The organism is Dickeya ananatis (assembly GCF_019464615.1).
In the GTDB taxonomy this organism is placed as follows: Bacteria; Pseudomonadota; Gammaproteobacteria; order Enterobacterales; family Enterobacteriaceae; genus Dickeya; species Dickeya oryzae.
In genome coordinates this window covers 2,250,744-2,270,706 of the sequence record NZ_CP040816.1, presented here as the reverse complement: position 1 = coordinate 2,270,706, position 19,963 = coordinate 2,250,744, and the positions used below count along the sequence as shown (strand labels likewise).

Sequence of the window (19,963 nt, the reverse complement as noted above, 5' to 3'; positions counted from 1 at the left end):
GTATTGATGTGGAATTTCAACATCAATTCTACATTTTCAATTTCATTGTCATAAAATAAAAGATTTTTACCTTCATTATCCACATGATGAAAGTCAGCACCATACATCAAGAGTAATCTAAATTGAATTTTATCTTTACAGTAAAAAATTGGAGTTTTACCAAAATTATCAATGCTATTAATATTAAATCCATTTTTAGTTAAGGATTCTAATTCATTCAGATTCCATGTGTAATCTTTAAGTATTATGCTCTGCCATTTTTTATTTTTAAATCTAGGGCTGCCATATTGTTTGATCAATTCAGAGGGAAATTATTTTATTGAATTGTGCGAATCTTCTGGCATTTTCAAATCTCCTTTTTAATAAATCAATAATGTATAAAAAGGAGAAGTCAATAGTGATTAAAAATTAGATGGTATTTTTAGACTTGGGTTCAATAAATTCACTATCACTCCCACTATTAAATATTTATGGGGGATAAATAGCAATCTCATTTTACTTAAATGTTTTCGAGAGTGAATTTTTTAAGTTTTGAACAGAGTGATTTTGATTGCTGCATTCATTGTTAATAATATCACGAAGTAATTCTATATGTATTTCGGGTAATGTTTTTTCATCAAAAAGATTAGTTAAGTTATCTTTTAATAAAATGGGTGAAGTAGAAAATACGTTTTTTGTCAGGAGTTAAACTATTTTCTTTTTTTGATAATAATAAATAGTTTGCCATTTCATCAAGATGATTAAATTCATCTGGCTTTTCGTTTTTAAAATTTGTTTTTCTACATTACCAGAAGGGCTTGCTGAATAAATTTTTTTTAAATATTTTAAGTAAGTATTTATTAAATAGTATGCTAGATTCACATCACTGAAGAACCAAGGAATGTATCAAACGAGTCAAAAACTTGATAAGTTTTGTGCTTGTTTTCATTGGTACTTTCAATGATGTTAAATGTATATAGCATGATTTTTTCCTTAGTGTGATGTTTATATAAACACGTTATTTTATAACTATTTGGATGTTTCACATGGAAAAACTAAGTTTTATTGTGCGTATATAATTTTTTCATCTCATAAAATCCACAAGGATTTGTTTTAATGAGTCAATTTCTGGTCTGTGGCCTTTTTCAACGATCCCAATTATTTTATCAAAAGATAGTTTGTCCGATAATTTTTCGAAAATATGCTTTGCACCCGAATTTCGATAACCAACTTTAGGTAATTTATATCTTGTTCTATCTCTGTATTTCTTAAATAGTTCTTTTTCAATACTGTCAAAAGGAATGAAATATATATTAGGGATGCTCGTTTTTTCACTTAATATCTCCTTTTTAACATCCCCGTCAAGTATGGAAATGACATTTTTTGGATTTGAGAGGAATTGTTGATGCTTATTTCTATCCATTAGAGAAATTACTCCTTGGCAACCACCTATGAATATAACCTTGTATGAGTTTTTGCTTTTAATTGTAGAAAGAATCCTAATGAGATATTTTTCAAGGACAATGTCTTCAGTTAGAATATATCTATCATAACCAACAAAGCCATACATGGAACTTTTGACGTAATTATATGAGCATGGTGTTGCCTTAACAACTCCTTCCTCATTTTCGAGGAATAAAAGTAATTCATGATCTTCTTGCAATGTTCTTAGTAAAGCGAGTGAGTGCGATGTAAAAATTATTTTCTTATTGCTTTTTTTACACATTTCTCTGATGTGAGTAATTAATCGAACCTGTGCAGCTGCGTCCAGAGAGGTGTCTATTTCATCAATTATTAATATATCTTTTGTCGAGCTTAAATGGCGGTACAGATTAATTATGAAGTATTCGCCTGTGCTAAAATGATCTTCCCTTATATAACGTCCATTTTTTGCAATAAGAAAGTAATAATCAACTCCGTCAATCATGGTTGTTTTTAGCTCTTTGAATTTCGTATTTTCATAAATCGAATTCAAAAAATCACTCATTTCATCTGCGGTTTGATAATTATTTATCAAAACATTCGTTCTTAGCTGATCATCTAGGGCGCTTAGTTTTGAGAATTTCTGAAATCTATCTCCAAATGGAGTTGCAAGCTCAAGACTGTATGTTTTATTAGTTCTTACAAACCCTTTTGATTCAAGGTAATCAATAGCAGGAGAGTAAAAGAATTTATAAATACTATCGTCAATTGATATCTCTATTTTGCTATCTTCAGATATTATTCCCGTCGGACAAGTTTGTTTAATTATTGAAGGTCTATAGAGCATGGAAAAAGCTTTTAAAAGCGTTGTTTTACCCACCCCATTTTTACTCACTATACAAGCCATATTATAATTCTGAAGATCAATTTTTACTTCCATAGAAACAATGTGCTGAATGTTTTCGATTTTAATGTTTAGGTTCATTTTAGATTGCCTTCCTAAAAAAAAGGTCCACTAAAGAATTACCGTATTTATATTTTAGCTTATCGATATATTTAGGATCGATAGTATTTATATAGTTTAGTTGACCGGAAAGCCTGGCAATAGCATGATTTTTATCAAGGCTTGAATATGAAACAAAATCATTTTGGTTTTTTAAAAAAAGATATAGTTTAGTTTCAATTTCATTTTTTAATCTTTTACCTATAGAAAGAGTGCCATCAGGATGGATCTGAACTCCCATAACTTCCATGTTTTTGCCTTTTTTTATTAATTTTGTCTTCAAGGTATTTATCTTGAATTTTTGTTCAAAGCAGGAATTAAGAATGTTATCGATATCATGTATACATTCCTCCTTATCAAGATAATTATTTGATGAAATTAATATATCATCAGCATATCTTGAATAGATCATATTATTTTCATTACAATATTTTTTTATTTTTATATCGAAGCTATTAAAAACAGCATTGCTCAGTACAGGTGAAGTTGAAAAACCTTGAGGCAATCTATCTTTATAAGTTACTAAATTACAAATTCGGTCTAAATAGGAATCTATGTCGGATAATGGTTGGTTGTCAATTTGAGTGAAAATACAGTTGTATATTGTTTTTTTTGAAATGGAATGAAAGAAAGAATGTATGTCAGTTTTGAAAATAAATTTATTCATTGAGTGAGGGACAATGCAGTCAAGAACATTAACATTTTTTCGGTATGAAAAAACACAGTCTTCTTGTATTTCTAAATTATCAAATATAAATTGATTGAAAAAAGAATGGATTCTTTTTAGTTTTTCACTGCATTTTACGACTTCACGTTTTTCAACTTTGATTTCTTCTATATTTGTTTTTAATTCAATTTTAAGAAAATCATTGAAATCAAGTTTACCATCGCAATACGCATTAAATGTGTGCTCTAAATAATATTTATCCATGGTTAATTCTGATTTAAGAGTTTTGAATAAGATGATACCTTCCTAAAAGGATAAGTACAGTTTTTTTTAATGGTTGAAAAGCTTGTAATAGAAAATTATGAAGTTACGAGGAGGTGCGGAAGGTTCAGAAAAACTATAGATACTAAAAATTACAAAGCCCCTAAAGAAGTTTTTAAACTCCTAAGAGGGGCAAGTAACGTACCTAAATGCCTGTAGAGGCCGTCTATTGTGACTGGGGAATACCCTCTAGTCAGACAGCATACCCACAATCTAGTTTATGCGGGATTTTTTGTCAACTCTGCTAAGGTTGACATTGCCATTGTACCTAATGAAGTCAGTTGGATATGTTTGCCCCACCACACCATCATCTCCTTTCGTTGTTCCAAATACTGAGAACGGTTGTAAGCGCGGCGCACTTCATTGGTGTCAACGTGAGCTAGCGCGGCTTCGATGACGTCCGGCGGGAAGCCTGCTTCGTTGGCGGCGGTACTGAAGATAGCGCGCAAGCCGTGGGACACCAGCACGCCTTTGTAGCCCATGCGACGCAGTGCGGCGTTAGCGGTTTGGCTGTTCATCGGCTGTTTGGGGTCTTTAGCGGAAGGGAACAGGTATTCCCGGTGGCCGCTGATTGGCTTCATGGCGTCCAGAATGGCTAACGCTTGTGAGGGCAAGGGAATAACGTGCTCGCGGCGCATCTTCATGCGGCCAGCCGGGATTGTCCAGGTGTTCTGCGTAAGGTCTATCTCGCTCCAGCGGGTTTCTGCGGCTTCAGCCGGGCGGGCGACGGTCAGCAATTGCCATTCAATCAATAACCGGGTTTGTAGCTCAATGCTGGCGACCGATAGCGTTTTCATCAGGCCAGGTAATGCCTCTGGCCGGATGGTCGGCATATGGGTTTTTACCGGCGTCTGAAACGTTTTGCGGATCTTCGCCGCCGGGTTAGCCGGTATCAGGCCGGAATTAACGGCATAGTCCATCACTTCGTTGATGCGCTGGCTAACCCGTTTAACGGTTTCCAGTTTGCCGCTGGCCTGTATCGGTTCCAGCGCGGTGATGAAATGACGGGCGGTAAGCTGGCTAATGGGCTGATTTGCGATGAACGGGAACACGTATTTTTCCAAGGAGCGCCAGATATCTTTAATCGTGTTTGCGGCCAGCGGTTGAGATTTTTTCACTTCATACCAGTCGGCGGCGACTTTGGCGAACGTGTTCAGGCTGATTGCCTGTTCTTGTTCGCGCTGCTGTTGCTGGTGGAATTGCGGATCGATGCCTTTGCTTATCAGTGCTTTTGCTGATTCACGCCGTTGCCTGGCTTCGGCCAAAGAAACCGCAGGGAATGCGCCAAAGCTGATTAATGCACGTTTCTTCGTATCAGGACGGTAATAGTTAAAGCGCCAGATCTTAGAGCCACTCGGTTTCACCAACAGATACAACCCATCCCCGTCTTGTAGCGTGTATTCCTTCTCGGCAGGTTTGGCGGCTTTGATCTCGGTATTGGTCAGAGGGGTAGTTATACGGGCCATCGTAGTTATACGCTTTTGTAGTTATATGGGGCGGTATAACTAAACTTTCCGGCTGTAAACGGGGTATCCCGGCAGATAACAGGCAACAAAAAACCCGCAAACTCAGAGAGGATGCGGGTTTCTGTGGGGTTTCCGTTAGTAACCGGTACTTACGGAAGTAGTATTTGGTCGGCACGAGAGGATTTGAACCTCCGACCCCCGACACCCCATGACGGTGCGCTACCAGGCTGCGCTACGTGCCGATGCTATGGGCCGCTATACTACCGTTTCCTGACCCGATTGCAATAGCCGCCCTAAACGACTGCTTTAGATTTAGGCAGTTAGTTAGCAATAAATCGCCGTTCAGTCGTCAGCACCTGCAAGAGCAACCCTAACTGCGGTTTTTCATCCGGTAATAAGCGTCCATTGGCGTCGTAAGCCCGGTAACTGCCGTTGCGACCTAACTGAATAACCTGCTGCGGTGTGATGATGGTCAGCGAATTACTGTCGCCGTTGAGCAACCAGTTGGCCCGCCGTTCAGCGCTGAACAAGTCCTCTCCTTGCGAGTAATCTTCTGCCGCGGTTTTCACATGCAGCAGGCGTTGCATCAGCGTGGTCATCACGTCTTTCGGGTCAGTCATTTTGCTGATGGTCTGTGCCGGGGTTTCCGGCCAGTGAACGACCAGCGGCACCTGTCGGTGTTCACGGTTCATTGGCGACGGGTCGTCGTCTTTGAGGCGTTCGGCACTGCTTTGCTCGGCGGTAATCACCACCACCGTTTTGTCGAGCAGGTTTTTCTCCCGCAGCGTCGTGATAATGCGGTCGATTTGCTCATCAATACTGGCGGTATCCTGACGGTAACGACGCTGCTGTTCGCCAGCGGCAAGCGGGCGGCCATTGCTGCCTGTGGTCGCGTGGTTGAACTCGATGAACGAGAACCAGGGCGAACGGGTACCGGTATTATTATCCAGCCACTTGACCCACTGCGTGGTGATAGCGTCATCGCTTTGCGGTTGTGGCGGTGGCAGCGAGAAGTCGGATAGCAGGGCCTGACGGTACAATGGACTGCTAAACCCGCTGGCAGAGAACAGACCAAACTGGTAACCCTGCTGACTCAGGGCATCGATCAGCGCAGACGGTTTGCTACTGCCGAGTATGCCGTCCATGTAGGTGGTGGAGATACCATAAAACAGATTAAACAGACCGCCATCTTGCTGAGTACCGGCGCTGAAATAGTTGCTGAAGCGTACGTTTTCTTCGGCGAAGCGCGCCAGGTTGGGCATGGAATGTGGTGTGTCCTGATCCGGCACGCTATCCATCACCACCAGCAACAGGTTATAGCCGCTGCCTGCGTCGCGAAAACTGATGTCGCTGAGCGGGTATTCTACCGAGACCGCGTCCGGGTTGCCCTGCAATGCCAGACGGCGCTCATATTCTTGCGCATTGAGCAGGCCATGTTTCTCCAGAAAACGGCGGGCCGTCATCGGGTAGGAGAGGGGCAGGTTGGCGCGCTGCATGGTGATCGGGCGGTAGAAATTGGCGTCTGCCCAGATGTACATCAGGTGAGACAGGCAAAACGCCACGATGAAGACGGCCGCCATGGGTCTGGCGAAATGGCGTCGGTTAAGACTGCGCAGCTTTTGCCAGCACCAGGTGCCGAATAGCATCTCCACCATGAAGATAACCGGCACACTGATGAACAGTAACTGCCAGTCGCGCACCATTTCGCTTTGGTCCGGGTTAGTCACCAAATCCCAGACCGTCATGTTCAGGTGGAGATGAAAACGGCTGAATACTGACGCATCAACAATCAACAGCGTTTGGCCGGCGGTGGCGAGTGCCGCAGACAGGAAGCGCAGCAATCGCTGCGACATCACAATAAATGTCAGCGGGAAAATGATCAGCAGGTAGGTGGAAAAACCGATAAAGCTGAAATGCCCCAGCCAGCTTACCAGCGAATACAGCCGTCCAGGCAGTGACGATGGCCAGTCGGCAACGAACAGATAACGGCTACCCAGCCCCAGTGCGAGTAGAATGTTGAACAGGGCGAACCAGTGCCCCCAGCTTATCATCTGGGAGACTTTTTCACGGTAGCGCGGACGGTTGGTTACCATAAACGGGCCGGTATCAATGGATGTCGTTGGTTTTTATAGACGCCTGCAACGCGTCGGCAAAAGAACCCGCCAACGCTTCACGCTGTTTCGGATTCGCGATGCTGGTATTGAGCAGATTGGTGACCATGTTGCCGAGCACCATCAGTGCAAGATCGGTCGGAGTGTGGTGTTTCTCCAGTACATTGACCAGATCAGTCAGCAATTGTTCGATTTGTTCGTCACTATAACGGGATGATTGCGGCATAAAATCGTGTATCTCTGGTGGTGAAAGGCAAATATATTACCGTATAGGGGCGTGGTTTTCCGCACTTTTATCAATGCCGCCCGTCAGAATCGAGGAGCTTTTGAGTTGCATGCTGGAACACCTAGTGCTTGAATACGCGCCTTACTAGAAGGAGAGTTTACCATGAGTCTGGATATCGACCAGATTGCCCTGCACCAGTTGGTCAAACGTGACGAGCAGTCGTTGGACATGGTGTTGCGCGATTCGTTGCTGACCGTGAACGGCGCGGTCAGCGATATGATGGCGGAACTGCATCGCGTCTACAGCGCTAAAAGCAAGGCGTATGGCCTGTTTAACGAAGAGAGCGAACTGGCGGCGGCGTTGCGTTCCTGTCGTAAAGGCGATGATGACTTTCTGGCTTTCTCGCGTGCGGCGACAGGCCGGTTACGTGATGAACTGGCGAAATACCCCTTCGCGGAAGGCGGCGTGGTGCTGTTTTGTCAGTACCGTTATCTGGCTGTCGAGTACCTGCTGATTGCGGTGCTGAACAGCTGTAATAGCCTGCGGGTCAATGAACAGTTGGATATCAGCAGTACCCATTATTTGGACATTCATCACGCAGATATCGTGGCGCGCATCGATCTGACCGAATGGGAAACCAGCCCGGAATCCACCCGTTACCTGACGTTTCTTAAAGGTCGCGTTGGCCGTAAGGTGTCTGATTTCTTTATGGATTTCCTGGCTGCGGCTGAAGGGCTGGATACCAAAGCGCAAAATAAAGGCCTGCTGAAGGCAGTAGATGATTACTGTACTGATGCACAACTGGATAAAAACGAGCGTCAGCAATACCGTCAGCAGGTATACAGCTACTGCAATGAACAGTTGCAGGCCGGGGAGGAAATCGAACTGGAGGCGCTGTCAAATGAACTGCCGCCACTGGGCGAGAAAACCTTCCAGGCGTTTACCGCCGAGCAAGGGTATGAGCTGGAAGAGAGCTTCCCGGCCGATCGCAGCACGTTGCGCCAGTTGACCAAATTTGCCGGTAGCGGCGGCGGGCTTAGCATTAATTTCGATGCGCTGCTGTTAGGCGAACGTATTTTCTGGGATCCGGCTACGGATACGTTGACCATCAAAGGCACGCCACCTAATCTGCGCGACCAGTTGCAGCGTCGGTTCGGCGGTGGCGATCGCTGATTTTCCCTTTCCTTCGCCTGCTTCGAGGCCTCCTACGCTGGGGGCCTGTTCAGGCCGCGTGTTATCACGCAGTATTTTATGTATGAAGTGTTTTATTCACGCAATGCTTTATTCAATTCACGTAGCGCTATTCATACAACAATAGTTCAGGCAGAAATAGTCCCTGACTGCAAACGGGTTTGGCAGTGCTTGCCCCTTGTTTTATGATGGATATTCGGCTGTATAGGTGGTGAGATTCCCGTGCGTTCTATCTTTGACATGGTGCTGGCGGTTTATGACCGAGCAGCGCTGATGCTTATTTGCCTGTTTTTCCTGACCCGAACACGACATTTTCGTCAGCTGCTTCAGCAGGATGAGCACTCACGTTTTGACCTGGCGGTGGTTACTGCCATCTTTTCGTTGTTTGCGTTGTTCAGTACCTGGTCCGGCATCAACGTGGAAGGGTCACTGGTCAACGTGCGGGTGGTAGCGGTGATGTCCGGCGGTATCCTGTTTGGGCCGTGGGTGGGCATTACCACGGGGGTGATCGCCGGAGTGCATCGTTACCTGATCGATATGCACGGTATTACCTCGGTCCCTTGCCTTATCACCAGCATTGTCGCCGGGTTTATGTCTGCCTGGATTCACCACCGCATCCCGCGTGATCGCCACTGGAGTGTGGGGATTGTCGGCGGTATGTTGTGCGAGTCACTGACCATGTTGTTGGTTGTACTGTGGGCCCGGCCGTTTTCACTGGGGTTGGACATTGTTGCGCATATCGCGATTCCGATGATTCTGGGGGCGGTCAGTATTGGGTTGATCGTGCTGCTGGTGCGTAGCGTGGAAGGGGAAAAAGAGGCAGTTGCCGCGCGGCAGGCCAAGCTGGCGCTGGATATTGCCAATAAAACGCTACCGTTGTTTCGCCATATCAATAGTCAGTCGCTCAGTACGATATGCGATATTATCCGTCGCGATATCGATGCCGACGCGGTGGCGATCACTAACACCTCGCAGGTGCTGGCCTACGTGGGGGTAGGGGAAGAGAACTACCACAGTGGCGATCGCGACCTAAGCCCGACGACGCAACTGGCGCTAAAGAGCGGAAAGATTATCATCAAAAATAATGATGAGGCCTACCGCACCCCGGAAATCCATTCGATGATCGTCATCCCGCTGTGGGAAAAAGGCGAAGTCACTGGCGCGCTAAAAATCTATTACCAGCGGGCACACCGCATCACCTGGTCGCTCAAAGAGATGGCTGTCGGGTTGTCGCAAATCATCTCCACCCAGCTTGAGGTGTCACGCGCCGAGCAACTGCGTGATATGGCGAACCGTGCGGAGCTGCGGGCGCTGCAAAGCAAGATCAATCCACATTTCTTGTTTAACGCGCTGAATGCCATTTCCACGTCTATCCGGCTCAACCCGGATACCGCGCGCCAGCTTATTATCAATCTGTCGCGTTATCTGCGCTACAACCTGGAGCGCAATGACGAGGAACTGATTGATATAAAAAGCGAGCTTTATCAGATAAAAGATTACATCGCTATCGAGCAGGCGCGCTTTGGCGATAAGCTGACGGTGATTTACGAGATTGATGAAGACGTCAGTTGTCTGATTCCTGGTCTGCTGATTCAACCGTTGGTTGAAAATGCGATTGTTCACGGTATCCGTTCTTGCAAAGGCAAAGGGGTGGTGACGTTGAGTATCCGGGAGCAGGGGGAGCGTATCCGGGTTGCGGTGCGTGATACCGGTATTGGCATCAGCGATGAGGTGATTGCCCGCGTGGAGCGCAATGAATTGCCGGGTAATAAGATAGGCCTGCTCAATGTACATCATCGGATCAAACTGCTGTATGGGGAGGGGCTGCACATTAGTCGGCTCAACCCTGGAACGGAAATCGAATTTTTTATTACCCGTGACAACACTGAGCGTGTGGATAACGCGGTGGCGTTTCCCTCAGAGCAGGGCCGGTGACAGGAGAATAACGTGAAGGCGATCATTGTCGAAGATGAATTTCTGGCACAGCAGGAGTTGAGCTGGCTTATCAAACAACACAGCCAGATAGACGTGGATGCGGTGTTTGATGATGGCCTCGATGTGCTGAAATACCTGCAGGATAATCGGGTAGATGTCATCTTCCTTGATATCAACATCCCTTCGCTGGATGGGGTGATGCTGGCGAAAAACATCAGCCAGTTTGCGCATAAGCCGCTGATTGTTTTCATTACCGCTTATAAAAATCATGCGGTAGAGGCGTTTGAGCTGGAAGCGTTTGATTATATTCTCAAGCCCTATCATGAAACCCGCATAGTCGGCATGCTGCAAAAACTTGAAGCGGCGTGGCAGCAACAGCAATTACCTGCTCATCCCAGCAGCGACAGCAATCGTCCGGCACCGATGACCATCAATCTGGTCAAAGATAAGCGGATTATCGTCACCAACATCCACGATATCTATTACGCCGAATCCCACGAAAAACTGACCTTTGTGTACACCCGGCGTGATGAGTTCGTCATGTCGATGAACATTACCGAGTTTTGCAGCCGCTTGCCGGAGGCCTATTTCTTTCGCTGTCACCGTTCGTATTGCGTAAATTTGAGCAAGATCCGTGAGATAGAACCCTGGTTCAACAATACCTATATCCTCAAACTGAGCGATCTGGATTTTCAGGTGCCGGTTAGCCGCAGCAAAGTGCGGGAATTCCGTCAACTGATGCGTCTGTAGTGGTTAGGAGGTCAGACGTCAGACATGAGAAGATAGATTTACTGTCATTAATACCGCTCTGGATGCATTTCATTCCCTGATTCATGCCGTTCATGCCGTTCTTTAATCCGTGGTGGTGACCCCTCCTTATACTGGTGCCATTCGCAGGCCGTTTTGCCCGCATTGTCTTCACACCAGAAAAATCGAGGCTACCGTTATGAACGGAAAACCAGTAAATCGCGGCGTTATTGTTGCCGGAACCATCCTGGCTCAAATGGGGCTGGGAACCATCTATACCTGGAGTCTTTACAACCAACCGCTGGTGGATAAATTTCACTGGCCGCTCAGTTCGGTTGCCACGACGTTTTCCCTTACCAGCTTTTTCCTGGCTTTCGCCACTTTGTTTGCTGGCCGCATTCAGGAGCGTATCGGTATCCGCAAGCTGACATTGATTGCTGGTCTGGTGTTGGGTGTGGCGTTGATGGCGACATCCATGGTGTCGTCACTGCCGATGCTGTGGTTACTGGTCGGGCTCGTGGTCGGGTTTGCCGACGGTACGGCATACATCACCACGTTATCCAATCTGATCAAGTGGTTCCCGAATCGCAAAGGTGTGATTGCCGGGGTGTCCGTCGGCGCGTATGGCACCGGGAGTCTGGTGTTTAAATATGTCAATAGTGCGCTGCTGATGCACGTTGGTGTGTCCCAGACGTTTTTCTGGTGGGGAGCGATGGCGTTAGTGATGATCACCGGCGGCGCGATGCTGCTGAAAGACGCACCGGTACAGCCAGTCCAGACGGCGGCTCAGGGCGGCAACGTTAACTTCACGGTCAGTGAAATGCTGCGTCGCAAAGAAGCCTGGTTGCTGTTTGTGGTGTTCTTCACCTCCTGCATGAGTGGGTTGTACCTGATCGGTATCGTGAAGGATATCGGCGTCAAAATGGCTGGGCTGGATGTGGTCACGGCTGCCAGCGCCGTATCAGCGATTGCCATTTGCAACACAGCCGGTCGCCTGATCCTGGGGTATCTGTCTGATAAAGTCGGTCGTTTGCGGGTGCTGAACTTCACGCTGCTGGTCACTGCACTGGCGGTCACAGTGATGGCGTTCCTGCCGCTCAATGCGATGACGTTCTTCCTGTGCACCGGGGCGGTAGCCTTCTGCTTCGGCGGAAATATCACGGTCTACCCGGCGATTGTGGCTGATTTCTTCGGCCTCAAGCACCACAGTAAAAACTACGGGCTGATTTATCAGGGGTTTGGCTTAGGCCCGTTGGCCGGTTCCTTTATCGCTGCCGCACTGGGCGGGTTCCACAGCACCTTTATCGCAATTGCGCTGCTGTCGGTGGTTTCACTGGTGATTACCCTGTTTATCCAGCCGCCGAAAGCGCCGCGTGAGCGTGATATCCCGCTGGTTGCCCAAGGTAGCCACGCCTGATAATCACACGCTTGCGTGTAGCCCAACGCCATCGCCACCCGCGGTGGCGTTTTTTTATCTGGGGATGGTGATTGGGTGGGTATGGCAGAGAGCAACATGACAGACAGAAACATGGCAGGGATAAGTCGTGGCAGAAGGCACAAACAAAAACGCCGCACAGTTGTGCGGCGTTTTTGCTGGCTCGTCGAAACGTTGTAGTGTAATTACACGCGAACGAAATCGATGTGAGTCAGTTTCGGCTTGAACACGTGACGCTGAACAGCCTGGATTTTTACTTTGGTTTCTTTGCCATCGATAACCAGGACGATTTCACCGTACAGGCCTTCGCTGTTACGATCTTCCAGGTTTTTAACGATATCGTGGTCCAGTTCGATGGAAACCGGTGCTTCGCTACCACCGTAAACGATAGCGGGGAATTTACCGGTAGTGCGCAGGCGGCGGCTCGCACCCTTACCCTGCTCTTTACGTACTTCTGCGTTGATAGTAATCATTGCTTTCTCTACTTAATAAAATGACCCTGTTACAGGCGACCCAGCAACAGGCAGGATAATCTGCTTTGTTCAAATAACTATACCCGTCATACTTCAAGTTGCAGGTGTGTTGGCGGCGTTCGTTCACCCGAATCACTTACCTGAGTAAGCTCATCGGGATTCTCTCTCTTGCCGCGTTACAAGGCTCTAACGAGCCTTGCCCTAAAGGGCCAACGCATCGCGTTGTTCAACACGCGAGCGTGTTGTCCTGCAACTCGAATTATTTTGGGTATATGTTGATATTCGAAATAAAAGCGGGCGAGATTCTAGCGGAATATGGCCGTGCGGGCAAATAAAACCGCCTAAGGCTAGCCGCGCAGTTCGTTTGCCCGGCGATAGCGGCCCTGATAATCGAAGATTTTTTCCCGCACCTGCCAGTATTTCCCCTGCAGGCGCGCCACCACGAAGTCCGGCGCCCGCAGCAACGCCTGCTGGGCCACCACGTCGTCGGCGCGTTGCCAATGGAACGGGACGCCGGGTGCCCGCTGATGCACCCGCAGAAACACATGGTTAAATGCGTTACGCTGGGCTGATGTATGCAGGCGAAAGCGCTCGCTGACATCGGCACCGTCTTCGTCGTGATAGGTGATACGCAGCCATTCGCCTTTAGCATCGGTACCGTGTTGCAGTTGCATCCCGCTACAGCGTAGCACCAGCGCATCTTTGAGCTTTAACGCGGCTTTTAGCATGTCATCCGGGTCAACCAACAGCGCATCGCAGGTCTGGCAACGTCGGGCGGCGATATCGTTTTCCGCGCCGCAATGCGGGCAGCTCTTGAAGCGAAAACGGTAGTCGCACTGTTGGCGTTTGCCGTGCTCGTCATCCTGCCAGCCCTGACAGCGGCGGCCGTAATGCTCTATTACGCTACCGTCATCGGTGCATTTACCCCAGAACAGGTTGGCGAAACCGCATTGTGGGCAGAATACCTGCACGGGTTGGCTGTCACTGTGCGGTTTGCTGTTGCCGACCTCTGGCGTGTAGAGGTCAAAGGGATTACCGGCATAATCGAGTATCAGGCAGTCGGTTTTCCCAGGAAACAGGCGCAAGCCACGCCCGATGATTTGCTGATAGAGGCTGACGGATTCCGTCGGGCGTAGAATGGCGATAGCGTCAACATGCGGTGCATCAAAACCGGTCGTCAATACCGATACGTTCACCAGATAGCGCAACTGCTGCTGTTTGAAGGCGCTGATGAGCGCGTCACGCTGTGGGGTAGGGGTTTCCCCGCTGATAAGCGCTGCTTCTCTGGGCGGTAACAAGCCTTCGATTTCCCGGGCATGCTCCACTGTGGCAGCGAAAATCATCACGCCGCGCCGATCGGCGGTGTACTCGATAATTTGGCGGACTATCTGTGGCGTGACCCGCTGCTGACGTTTTAACTCCCGGTTTAAGTCCACCTCGCTGAACAAGCCATGACTGCGGGCGGCTAACTGGCTGAAATCGTACTGCACCACTGGCATATCGAGCCGCTCCGGCGGCACCAGAAAACCATGGCGGATCATGTAACGCAGCGGCAATTCGTAGATACAGTCGCGGAACAAACAGTTCTCGTCGCCACGGATCATGCCGTGGTAATGGTACTGATAGATCCACCCCCGCCCCAGGCGATAAGGCGTTGCCGTTAACCCCAGTAGCCGTAACCGGGGATTTGCCCGCTGCAAGTGCTGAATAATTTGCTGATACTGACTGTTTTCATCGTCGCTAATGCGGTGACACTCATCGATAATCAGCAGCGAAAACGCATCGTCAAATTTGTCAGGATGGCGTGCGACCGACTGCACACTGCCAAAAACCACTTTGCCCGCGCTGTCACGCTGGTTGAGCCCGGCGGCGAAAATGTCCGCCGGTAAACCCAATGCGCAATATTTCGCGTGATTCTGCTCAACCAGTTCTTTGACGTGCGCCAGTACCAATACCCGCCCGCGCGCCAGCCGCGCCAATTCGGCAATCACCAGGCTTTTGCCTGCGCCGGTGGGTAAGACGATCACCGCCGGAGCGGTGTGCTGGCGAAAATAGGCAAGGGTAGCGTCAACCGCTTCTTGCTGGTACGGGCGCAGTGTAAATGACATCAGTGGCGGCAGATTTTGCTTTCGTGGGTCGTAAAGCCGTTATCTTGCGCAATGAATTTGCCTTTGTCAGCCAGAAATTGCACCAGCCCGGCGGCGGTCATGTCGCTGGCAGAGCAGGTATGAAAGCGGGCATCGTGGCCAAAGCGCGCCTCGATGGTGGCAATCAGTTCATCAGTGGTAAAGGATCTGTTGGCGGTCACCATCATATGTAATACTTCATGACCGTGAATCGATGACATAATAGGTCTCCTGATAATTATCGGGCGATTTATCGCCGTATGACGGCGAAGCATCGCGACAGACTTTACATGCAGTGCCGGCCGATAGCGGCAGGATGGCAACGTGGTAAAGTTGCTTTTATTATGCTTTTTTAAACGGTACAGAGAGGCGGTCTACATCAATATCTTTTCTGAAAGAGGATATTCGGTGTGAAAGACAACGCCTTATTCCTGTCAGGTGACGTTACGTCCGTACCTGACCGGCAATTCGTGATCACCATAGGCAGTCATTCATTAATGCGATTGGATAAATTTCTTTCCCAGCAGTTGGGAATCAGCCGTTCTCTGATAGTGCGCGAACTGCGTGCACAGCGTGTGACAGTAAACGGTGAGGTGGTAAAAAGCGGGGCATTCAAACTGTTGCCAGAGCATGAAGTGGCGTTCGACGGCAATGTACTCGAGCAGCAGAATGGGCCGCGGTATTTCATGCTCAATAAACCTCAGGGCTATGTGTGCTCAACCGACGATCCTGACCACCCGACGATTTTGTATTTCATTGACGAACCGGTCGCGCACAAGTTGCATGCTGCCGGGCGGCTGGATATCGACACCAGCGGTTTAGTGCTGTTGACCGATGATGGGCAGTGGTCACACCGTATTACCTCGCCAAAGCATCATTGTGAAAAAACCTATCTGGTGACGCTGGAGCAGCCGCTGGCGGCAGATACGGCGGAAAAATTTCAGGCAGGTGTTCAGCTGCATAACGAGAAAAACCTGACCCGCCCGGCTACCCTGGAGGCCCTGTCTGAACATCAGGTCCGTCTGACTATCAGTGAAGGGCGTTACCATCAGGTGAAACGCATGTTTGCTGCGGTCGGCAACCACGTGGTGGCGCTGCATCGTGAACGTATTGGTGCCATTGCATTGGATGACACGCTGGAGCCGGGTGAATACCGGCCGTTGACACAGGAAGAAGTCGACAGTTTCGGGCAGTAACCAACGCGTTGTCGTGGGTCTGCCATTATCTGGCTTGATGTGTGTGATCAGGCCTGACGTTTTTACCCCGCTGCTGTGGTGGCGGGAACTGTTCTTCTGTCTGGAGAAATGTTTGTCGTGCAACCACCCTCATCTTCGCGCGTCGGTCTGATTTTTATCCTGGGGTTGATATCGATGCTGATGCCTATCGCCATCGATATGTATCTGCCCGCGTTGCCCGTGATTGCAAAAGAATTTTCTGTTGATCCCGGCCGGGTGCAGATGACCCTCAGTTCGTATGTGCTCGGCTTTGCGATTGGGCAGGTGTTTTACGGCCCGATGTCGGACAGCATCGGTCGTAAACCGGTGATTCTGGGGGGCGTGCTGATTTTTACGCTGGCTGCCGCGGCCTGTGCACTGTCGCAAACGGTCGAACAACTGATTCATATGCGTTTTCTGCACGGTCTATCCGCTGCCTCGGCTAGTGTGGTGATCAACGCGTTGCTGCGCGACCGATTCTCGAAAGATGAATTTTCGCGCATGATGTCGTTTGTGATTCTGGTCATGACGGTAGCGCCGCTGCTGGCGCCGATTATCGGCGGCGCGTTGCTATTCTGGCTGAGCTGGCATGCCATTTTCTGGACGATTGCGGCGGCCTCGCTGGTGGCGACAGTCCTGGTATGGTTATGCGTGCATGAAACCTTACCGGCAGAGCAGCGGCAGCGTTTTCGCCTGCGTACCACGCTGATGAATTTTTTCCAGTTGGTTCGTCATCGTCGCGTTTTCAGTTATATGTTCGCCAGTGGGCTGTCGTTTTCCGGCATGTTTGCTTTTCTCAGCGCCGGGCCGTTTGTGTACATCGACCTGAACGGGGTGTCACCTCAACACTTTGGCTACTACTTTGCGCTGAATATCGTGTTCCTGTTTCTGATGACATTGCTCAATAGCCGTATCGTGTCGCGCATGGGGGCGATGTTCATGTTCCGTCTGGGGTTGATCATCCAGTTTGTGATGGGAATATGGCTGGTGGCAGTTTGCAGTTTCCATCTGGGTTTTTTCCCGCTGGTACTGGGCGTGGCGGTGTTCGTGGGCTGTGTTGCTACCGTGGCGTCTAATGCCATGGCGGTGATCCTCGATGACTTCCCGCACATGGCCGGTACGGCGTCGTCATTGGCCGGGACGCTGCGTTTCGGACTAGGGTCTCTGATGGGTACGGTGTTGTCACTGGCAACCGCTCAAAGCGCCTGGCCGATGGTGAGCGCCATGGCAGTGTGCTCGGTTGCTGCCCTCGGTTTATTTCTGTACGCCAGTCGGCGTTAATGCCGCCTTTTCGCATTTTTCCTGATAAGACTGCCAGCGTATGGCTGGCAGTTCACCCGTCTATCGTTCCTGAATTGTGAAAATTTTGAATCAAAAGTGAACAACTAGAAGAAATGGGTTGAGATATTGAGAATAAAAGGTTACATATAGCGCAAAATCGATCAGGAACGTGATCTTGTTAACGTTTTGACCAGTGACCACATTGAGCGCCATGCTTCTGGGTTGGCCTCATTATGAAGATATGTTGATTTTTTGTATCTAAATCGTGGTAAAAGAAAGATGTCTGGCAAAAAATCCTATGAGTTTATGTTATAATTTTGTGAATTTATGGCTGCTTAGCTGAGGAAGACGCTGTGAATACTCTCCAACTTTCGGTAGTCCATCGCTTGCCGCAAAGTTATCGATGGTCATCGGGTTTTACTGGTGTCAAAGTTGAACCGATTCCGCTTTGCGGTCTGGATGACGACAGTTATCTGATTGGTTTTAAACTGCTCAGCCATGACGGCGACGAAGCCCGTCAGATCATGCGGCATCTCAACCAGTCGCTGGATGAGATCCAACTGCAATGTGCCGTGGTGGAGTGGGAGGGTGAGCCCTGCCTGTTTTTATATCGTCAGGACGAGAGTGCGGCGATGTGTCGTTTGAAAGATGTGGGTGTGGCGATCGCCGAATCGGTTTGCGCTCAATACCCGTTCTGAATCAGGCAGCATCGGTATCGATGCTGCCTGATTCCTGTTTTCATGTACGTCTGGCATGTACTTCTGAATCGTTGTCAGGCTGACAGCTGTAATAGCGCTCGGGTGTAGTCCTGCTGCGGATGTTCAAAGATTTGTCGGCAGTCGCCTTGCTCGACCACCTCACCATGGCGCAGCACGATAACCTGATGGCAGAGTGCGCGTACGACGTGTAAGTCGTGGCTGATGAACAGGTAAGCGAGCTGGTGGGTCTGTTGCAGGGTTTTCAGCAGCGCCAGAATCTGTGCCTGAACCGTGCGATCGAGCGACGAAGTCGGCTCGTCGAGAATCAGCAATTCCGGTTGCAGTATCAAGGCCCGGGCGATAGCAATACGTTGACGCTGGCCGCCGGAAAACTCTGATGGGTAGCGGTGACGGCTATCCGGATCCAACCCTACTTCCTGCATGGCCTGAATAACCCGCTGCGTCTGTTCTGTCGCGCTCAGTCGGTGATGGACCCGCAACCCTTCCGCGATAATTTGCTCCACATTCAGTCGAGGGTTCAATGAGCCGTTGGGATCCTGAAAAACGACCTGAATGCGGCGACGAAACGGCAGCATTTGCTTGCGGTTAAATTGATGCAACGGCTGCCCATCAAACCAGATCTCACCCTGACTGCGCAGTAACCGCAGCAATGCCAGCCCGGTCGTGCTTTTCCCTGACCCCGACTCACCCACCAGCCCGATGCTTTCGCCACGGCGCAGACAAAAGCTAAGCGCCTGCAGTACCGACTTTTCCCCCACCGTACGGCGTAGCAAACCGCGTCTGATAGGGAAGTTGACACCCAGCCCCCGGACATCCAGCAAGGCCGACGTATCCGAGGTGAGCGGTAATGCTTCCCCGGTTGGCTCGGCATCCAGTAATTGTCGGGTATAAGGATGTTGTGGCGCCCTGAACAGCGCAGGGGTTCGGTTCTGCTCGACGCAGCGCCCTGCCTGCATGACAGCAACCCGGTCAGCCAGCCGACGCACAATATTCAGGTTGTGGGTAATAAACAGCAGGCTCATGTTCAGTTCCTGCTTGAGTTCATTGAGCAGGTCCAGAATTTGGGCCTGTACGGTGACATCCAGCGCGGTGGTCGGTTCATCCGCAATCAACAGACGGGGTTGTGTCAGCAATGCCATGGCAATCATCACCCGCTGGCGCTCACCACCGGAAAGCTGGTGAGGGAAATCCGCCAGCCGTCGCGCCGCCTGACGAATGCCGACACGTTCAAGACAACGGACGATTTCATCACGGGCGGCGTCACGACGCATGCCCCGGTGCAGCGAGAGCACCTCCGCCAGCTGTTTTTCAATGGTATGTAGCGGGTTAAGCGACACCATCGGTTCCTGAAAGATCATGGCAATCTGGTTACCGCGCACCTGGCGCAACTGCTGTTCACTGGCGTGTAGCAACGACTCGCCGGCAAACAGAATATCGCCCTGAGGGTAGACGACAGGCGGCGAAGGTAGCAGGCGCAACACCGATAACGCGGTGATGCTTTTGCCGGAGCCGGATTCCCCCACCAGCGCCAGCGTTTCTCCGGCAGCAATACTCAGTGAGACGTTTTCGACCACACACCGTTGCTGATCGCCGCTGCGAAACGCGATACTCAGGTCACGAATGTCAAGTAAAGGTTGTTCGGACATA

General features: G+C 49.4%; 16 protein-coding genes and 1 tRNA gene. 7 read left to right on the top strand and 10 right to left on the bottom strand.

All coding sequences use genetic code 11. From position 1 onward, the window contains the following. Positions 1 to 1,063: 1,063 nt before the first annotated feature. The 6 genes from FGI04_RS09990 to FGI04_RS09965 form a co-directional block, all read right to left on the bottom strand. A complete protein-coding gene (locus tag FGI04_RS09990; RefSeq protein ID WP_407336657.1) occupies positions 1,064 to 2,386 on the bottom strand; it encodes an AAA family ATPase in 1,323 nt (440 codons plus the stop codon). A 1-nt stretch (position 2,387) separates the two neighbouring features. Further along, entirely contained in the window at positions 2,388 to 3,335 is a 948-nt protein-coding gene (locus FGI04_RS09985; RefSeq protein WP_407336656.1) for a reverse transcriptase domain-containing protein, read from the bottom strand. A gap of 275 nt (positions 3,336 to 3,610) precedes the next feature. Next, positions 3,611 to 4,858: an integrase domain-containing protein gene (locus tag FGI04_RS09980; RefSeq protein ID WP_407336655.1), complete on the bottom strand. Its 1,248-nt coding sequence runs from the start codon at positions 4,856 to 4,858 to the stop codon at positions 3,611 to 3,613. A gap of 165 nt (positions 4,859 to 5,023) precedes the next feature. Further along, positions 5,024 to 5,100: transfer RNA gene (locus FGI04_RS09975), tRNA-Pro, on the bottom strand. A 78-nt stretch (positions 5,101 to 5,178) separates the two neighbouring features. Beyond that, positions 5,179 to 6,951 (bottom strand): LPS biosynthesis-modulating metalloenzyme YejM, encoded by a 1,773-nt coding sequence (gene yejM, locus FGI04_RS09970; RefSeq protein WP_342700582.1) that lies wholly within the window; start codon positions 6,949 to 6,951, stop codon positions 5,179 to 5,181. A 13-nt stretch (positions 6,952 to 6,964) separates the two neighbouring features. Continuing rightward, the gene (locus FGI04_RS09965) at positions 6,965 to 7,195 is read right to left on the bottom strand and encodes a YejL family protein (protein WP_012885051.1); all 231 of its coding nucleotides are present in this window, start codon (positions 7,193 to 7,195) and stop codon (positions 6,965 to 6,967) included. 162 nt (positions 7,196 to 7,357) lie between these two features. Between FGI04_RS09965 and yejK the strand changes: the two genes are divergently transcribed. From yejK to FGI04_RS09945, 4 genes are all read left to right on the top strand, one after another. Next, entirely contained in the window at positions 7,358 to 8,368 is a 1,011-nt protein-coding gene (yejK, locus tag FGI04_RS09960) for a nucleoid-associated protein YejK (RefSeq protein ID WP_016942549.1), read from the top strand. 240 nt (positions 8,369 to 8,608) lie between these two features. Further along, entirely contained in the window at positions 8,609 to 10,321 is a 1,713-nt protein-coding gene (locus FGI04_RS09955) for a sensor histidine kinase (RefSeq protein WP_342700583.1), read from the top strand. 12 nt (positions 10,322 to 10,333) lie between these two features. After that, complete coding sequence (locus FGI04_RS09950) at positions 10,334 to 11,071, top strand: LytR/AlgR family response regulator transcription factor (protein ID WP_016942547.1); 738 nt, start codon at positions 10,334 to 10,336, stop codon at positions 11,069 to 11,071. Between the two features lie 196 nt (positions 11,072 to 11,267). Beyond that, positions 11,268 to 12,485 carry an L-lactate MFS transporter gene (locus FGI04_RS09945; protein ID WP_407336654.1) on the top strand — a complete coding sequence of 406 codons (1,218 nt, stop codon included), beginning with the start codon at positions 11,268 to 11,270 and terminating at the stop codon, positions 12,483 to 12,485. 203 nt (positions 12,486 to 12,688) lie between these two features. On the opposite strand, the gene rplY is transcribed toward FGI04_RS09945, so the two are convergent. The 3 genes from rplY to FGI04_RS09930 all read right to left on the bottom strand — a co-directional run bounded on the left by rplY (position 12,689) and on the right by FGI04_RS09930 (position 15,323). After that, positions 12,689 to 12,976 carry a 50S ribosomal protein L25 gene (gene rplY, locus FGI04_RS09940; protein ID WP_012770144.1) on the bottom strand — a complete coding sequence of 96 codons (288 nt, stop codon included), beginning with the start codon at positions 12,974 to 12,976 and terminating at the stop codon, positions 12,689 to 12,691. A gap of 347 nt (positions 12,977 to 13,323) precedes the next feature. Continuing rightward, positions 13,324 to 15,084, bottom strand: a complete 1,761-nt coding sequence (gene radD, locus FGI04_RS09935; protein ID WP_407321307.1) for a DNA repair helicase RadD — start codon at positions 15,082 to 15,084, stop codon at positions 13,324 to 13,326. After that, a complete protein-coding gene (locus FGI04_RS09930) occupies positions 15,084 to 15,323 on the bottom strand; it encodes a YecH family metal-binding protein (RefSeq protein WP_168365522.1) in 240 nt (79 codons plus the stop codon). The genes radD and FGI04_RS09930 overlap by 1 nt, the downstream gene beginning before the upstream one ends. A gap of 276 nt (positions 15,324 to 15,599) precedes the next feature. On the opposite strand from FGI04_RS09930, the gene rsuA reads away from it, so the two are divergent. The 3 genes from rsuA to FGI04_RS09915 all read left to right on the top strand — a co-directional run bounded on the left by rsuA (position 15,600) and on the right by FGI04_RS09915 (position 18,295). Further along, positions 15,600 to 16,298 (top strand): 16S rRNA pseudouridine(516) synthase RsuA, encoded by a 699-nt coding sequence (gene rsuA / locus FGI04_RS09925; protein ID WP_342700665.1) that lies wholly within the window; start codon positions 15,600 to 15,602, stop codon positions 16,296 to 16,298. Positions 16,299 to 16,406: 108 nt separating this feature from the next. Further along, a complete protein-coding gene (locus tag FGI04_RS09920) occupies positions 16,407 to 17,597 on the top strand; it encodes a Bcr/CflA family multidrug efflux MFS transporter (RefSeq protein ID WP_407273570.1) in 1,191 nt (396 codons plus the stop codon). Positions 17,598 to 17,950: 353 nt separating this feature from the next. Next, entirely contained in the window at positions 17,951 to 18,295 is a 345-nt protein-coding gene (locus tag FGI04_RS09915; protein WP_012885040.1) for a YejG family protein, read from the top strand. 74 nt (positions 18,296 to 18,369) lie between these two features. Here the strand turns inward: FGI04_RS09915 and yejF are convergent, their stop codons facing one another. After that, positions 18,370 to 19,962 carry a microcin C ABC transporter ATP-binding protein YejF gene (yejF, locus tag FGI04_RS09910; RefSeq protein ID WP_342700588.1) on the bottom strand — a complete coding sequence of 531 codons (1,593 nt, stop codon included), beginning with the start codon at positions 19,960 to 19,962 and terminating at the stop codon, positions 18,370 to 18,372. Position 19,963: the final 1 nt, after the last annotated feature.

What these genes read in the sequence shown, in the direction of transcription:
- FGI04_RS09980 (WP_407336655.1), bottom strand. Translation starts at nt 4,858, where the DNA reads ATGGCCCGTATAACTACCCCTCTGACCAATACCGAGATCAAAGCCGCC.
- rsuA (WP_342700665.1), top strand. Translation starts at nt 15,600, where the DNA reads ATGCGATTGGATAAATTTCTTTCCCAGCAGTTGGGAATCAGCCGTTCT.
- FGI04_RS09965 (WP_012885051.1), bottom strand. Translation starts at nt 7,195, where the DNA reads ATGCCGCAATCATCCCGTTATAGTGACGAACAAATCGAACAATTGCTG.
- yejK (WP_016942549.1), top strand. Translation starts at nt 7,358, where the DNA reads ATGAGTCTGGATATCGACCAGATTGCCCTGCACCAGTTGGTCAAACGT.
- radD (WP_407321307.1), bottom strand. Translation starts at nt 15,084, where the DNA reads ATGTCATTTACACTGCGCCCGTACCAGCAAGAAGCGGTTGACGCTACC.
- FGI04_RS09985 (WP_407336656.1), bottom strand. Translation starts at nt 3,335, where the DNA reads ATGGATAAATATTATTTAGAGCACACATTTAATGCGTATTGCGATGGT.
- FGI04_RS09945 (WP_407336654.1), top strand. Translation starts at nt 11,268, where the DNA reads ATGAACGGAAAACCAGTAAATCGCGGCGTTATTGTTGCCGGAACCATC.
- FGI04_RS09920 (WP_407273570.1), top strand. Translation starts at nt 16,407, where the DNA reads ATGTTTGTCGTGCAACCACCCTCATCTTCGCGCGTCGGTCTGATTTTT.
- rplY (WP_012770144.1), bottom strand. Translation starts at nt 12,976, where the DNA reads ATGATTACTATCAACGCAGAAGTACGTAAAGAGCAGGGTAAGGGTGCG.
- yejF (WP_342700588.1), bottom strand. Translation starts at nt 19,962, where the DNA reads ATGTCCGAACAACCTTTACTTGACATTCGTGACCTGAGTATCGCGTTT.
- FGI04_RS09930 (WP_168365522.1), bottom strand. Translation starts at nt 15,323, where the DNA reads ATGTCATCGATTCACGGTCATGAAGTATTACATATGATGGTGACCGCC.
- FGI04_RS09990 (WP_407336657.1), bottom strand. Translation starts at nt 2,386, where the DNA reads ATGAACCTAAACATTAAAATCGAAAACATTCAGCACATTGTTTCTATG.
- yejM (WP_342700582.1), bottom strand. Translation starts at nt 6,951, where the DNA reads ATGGTAACCAACCGTCCGCGCTACCGTGAAAAAGTCTCCCAGATGATA.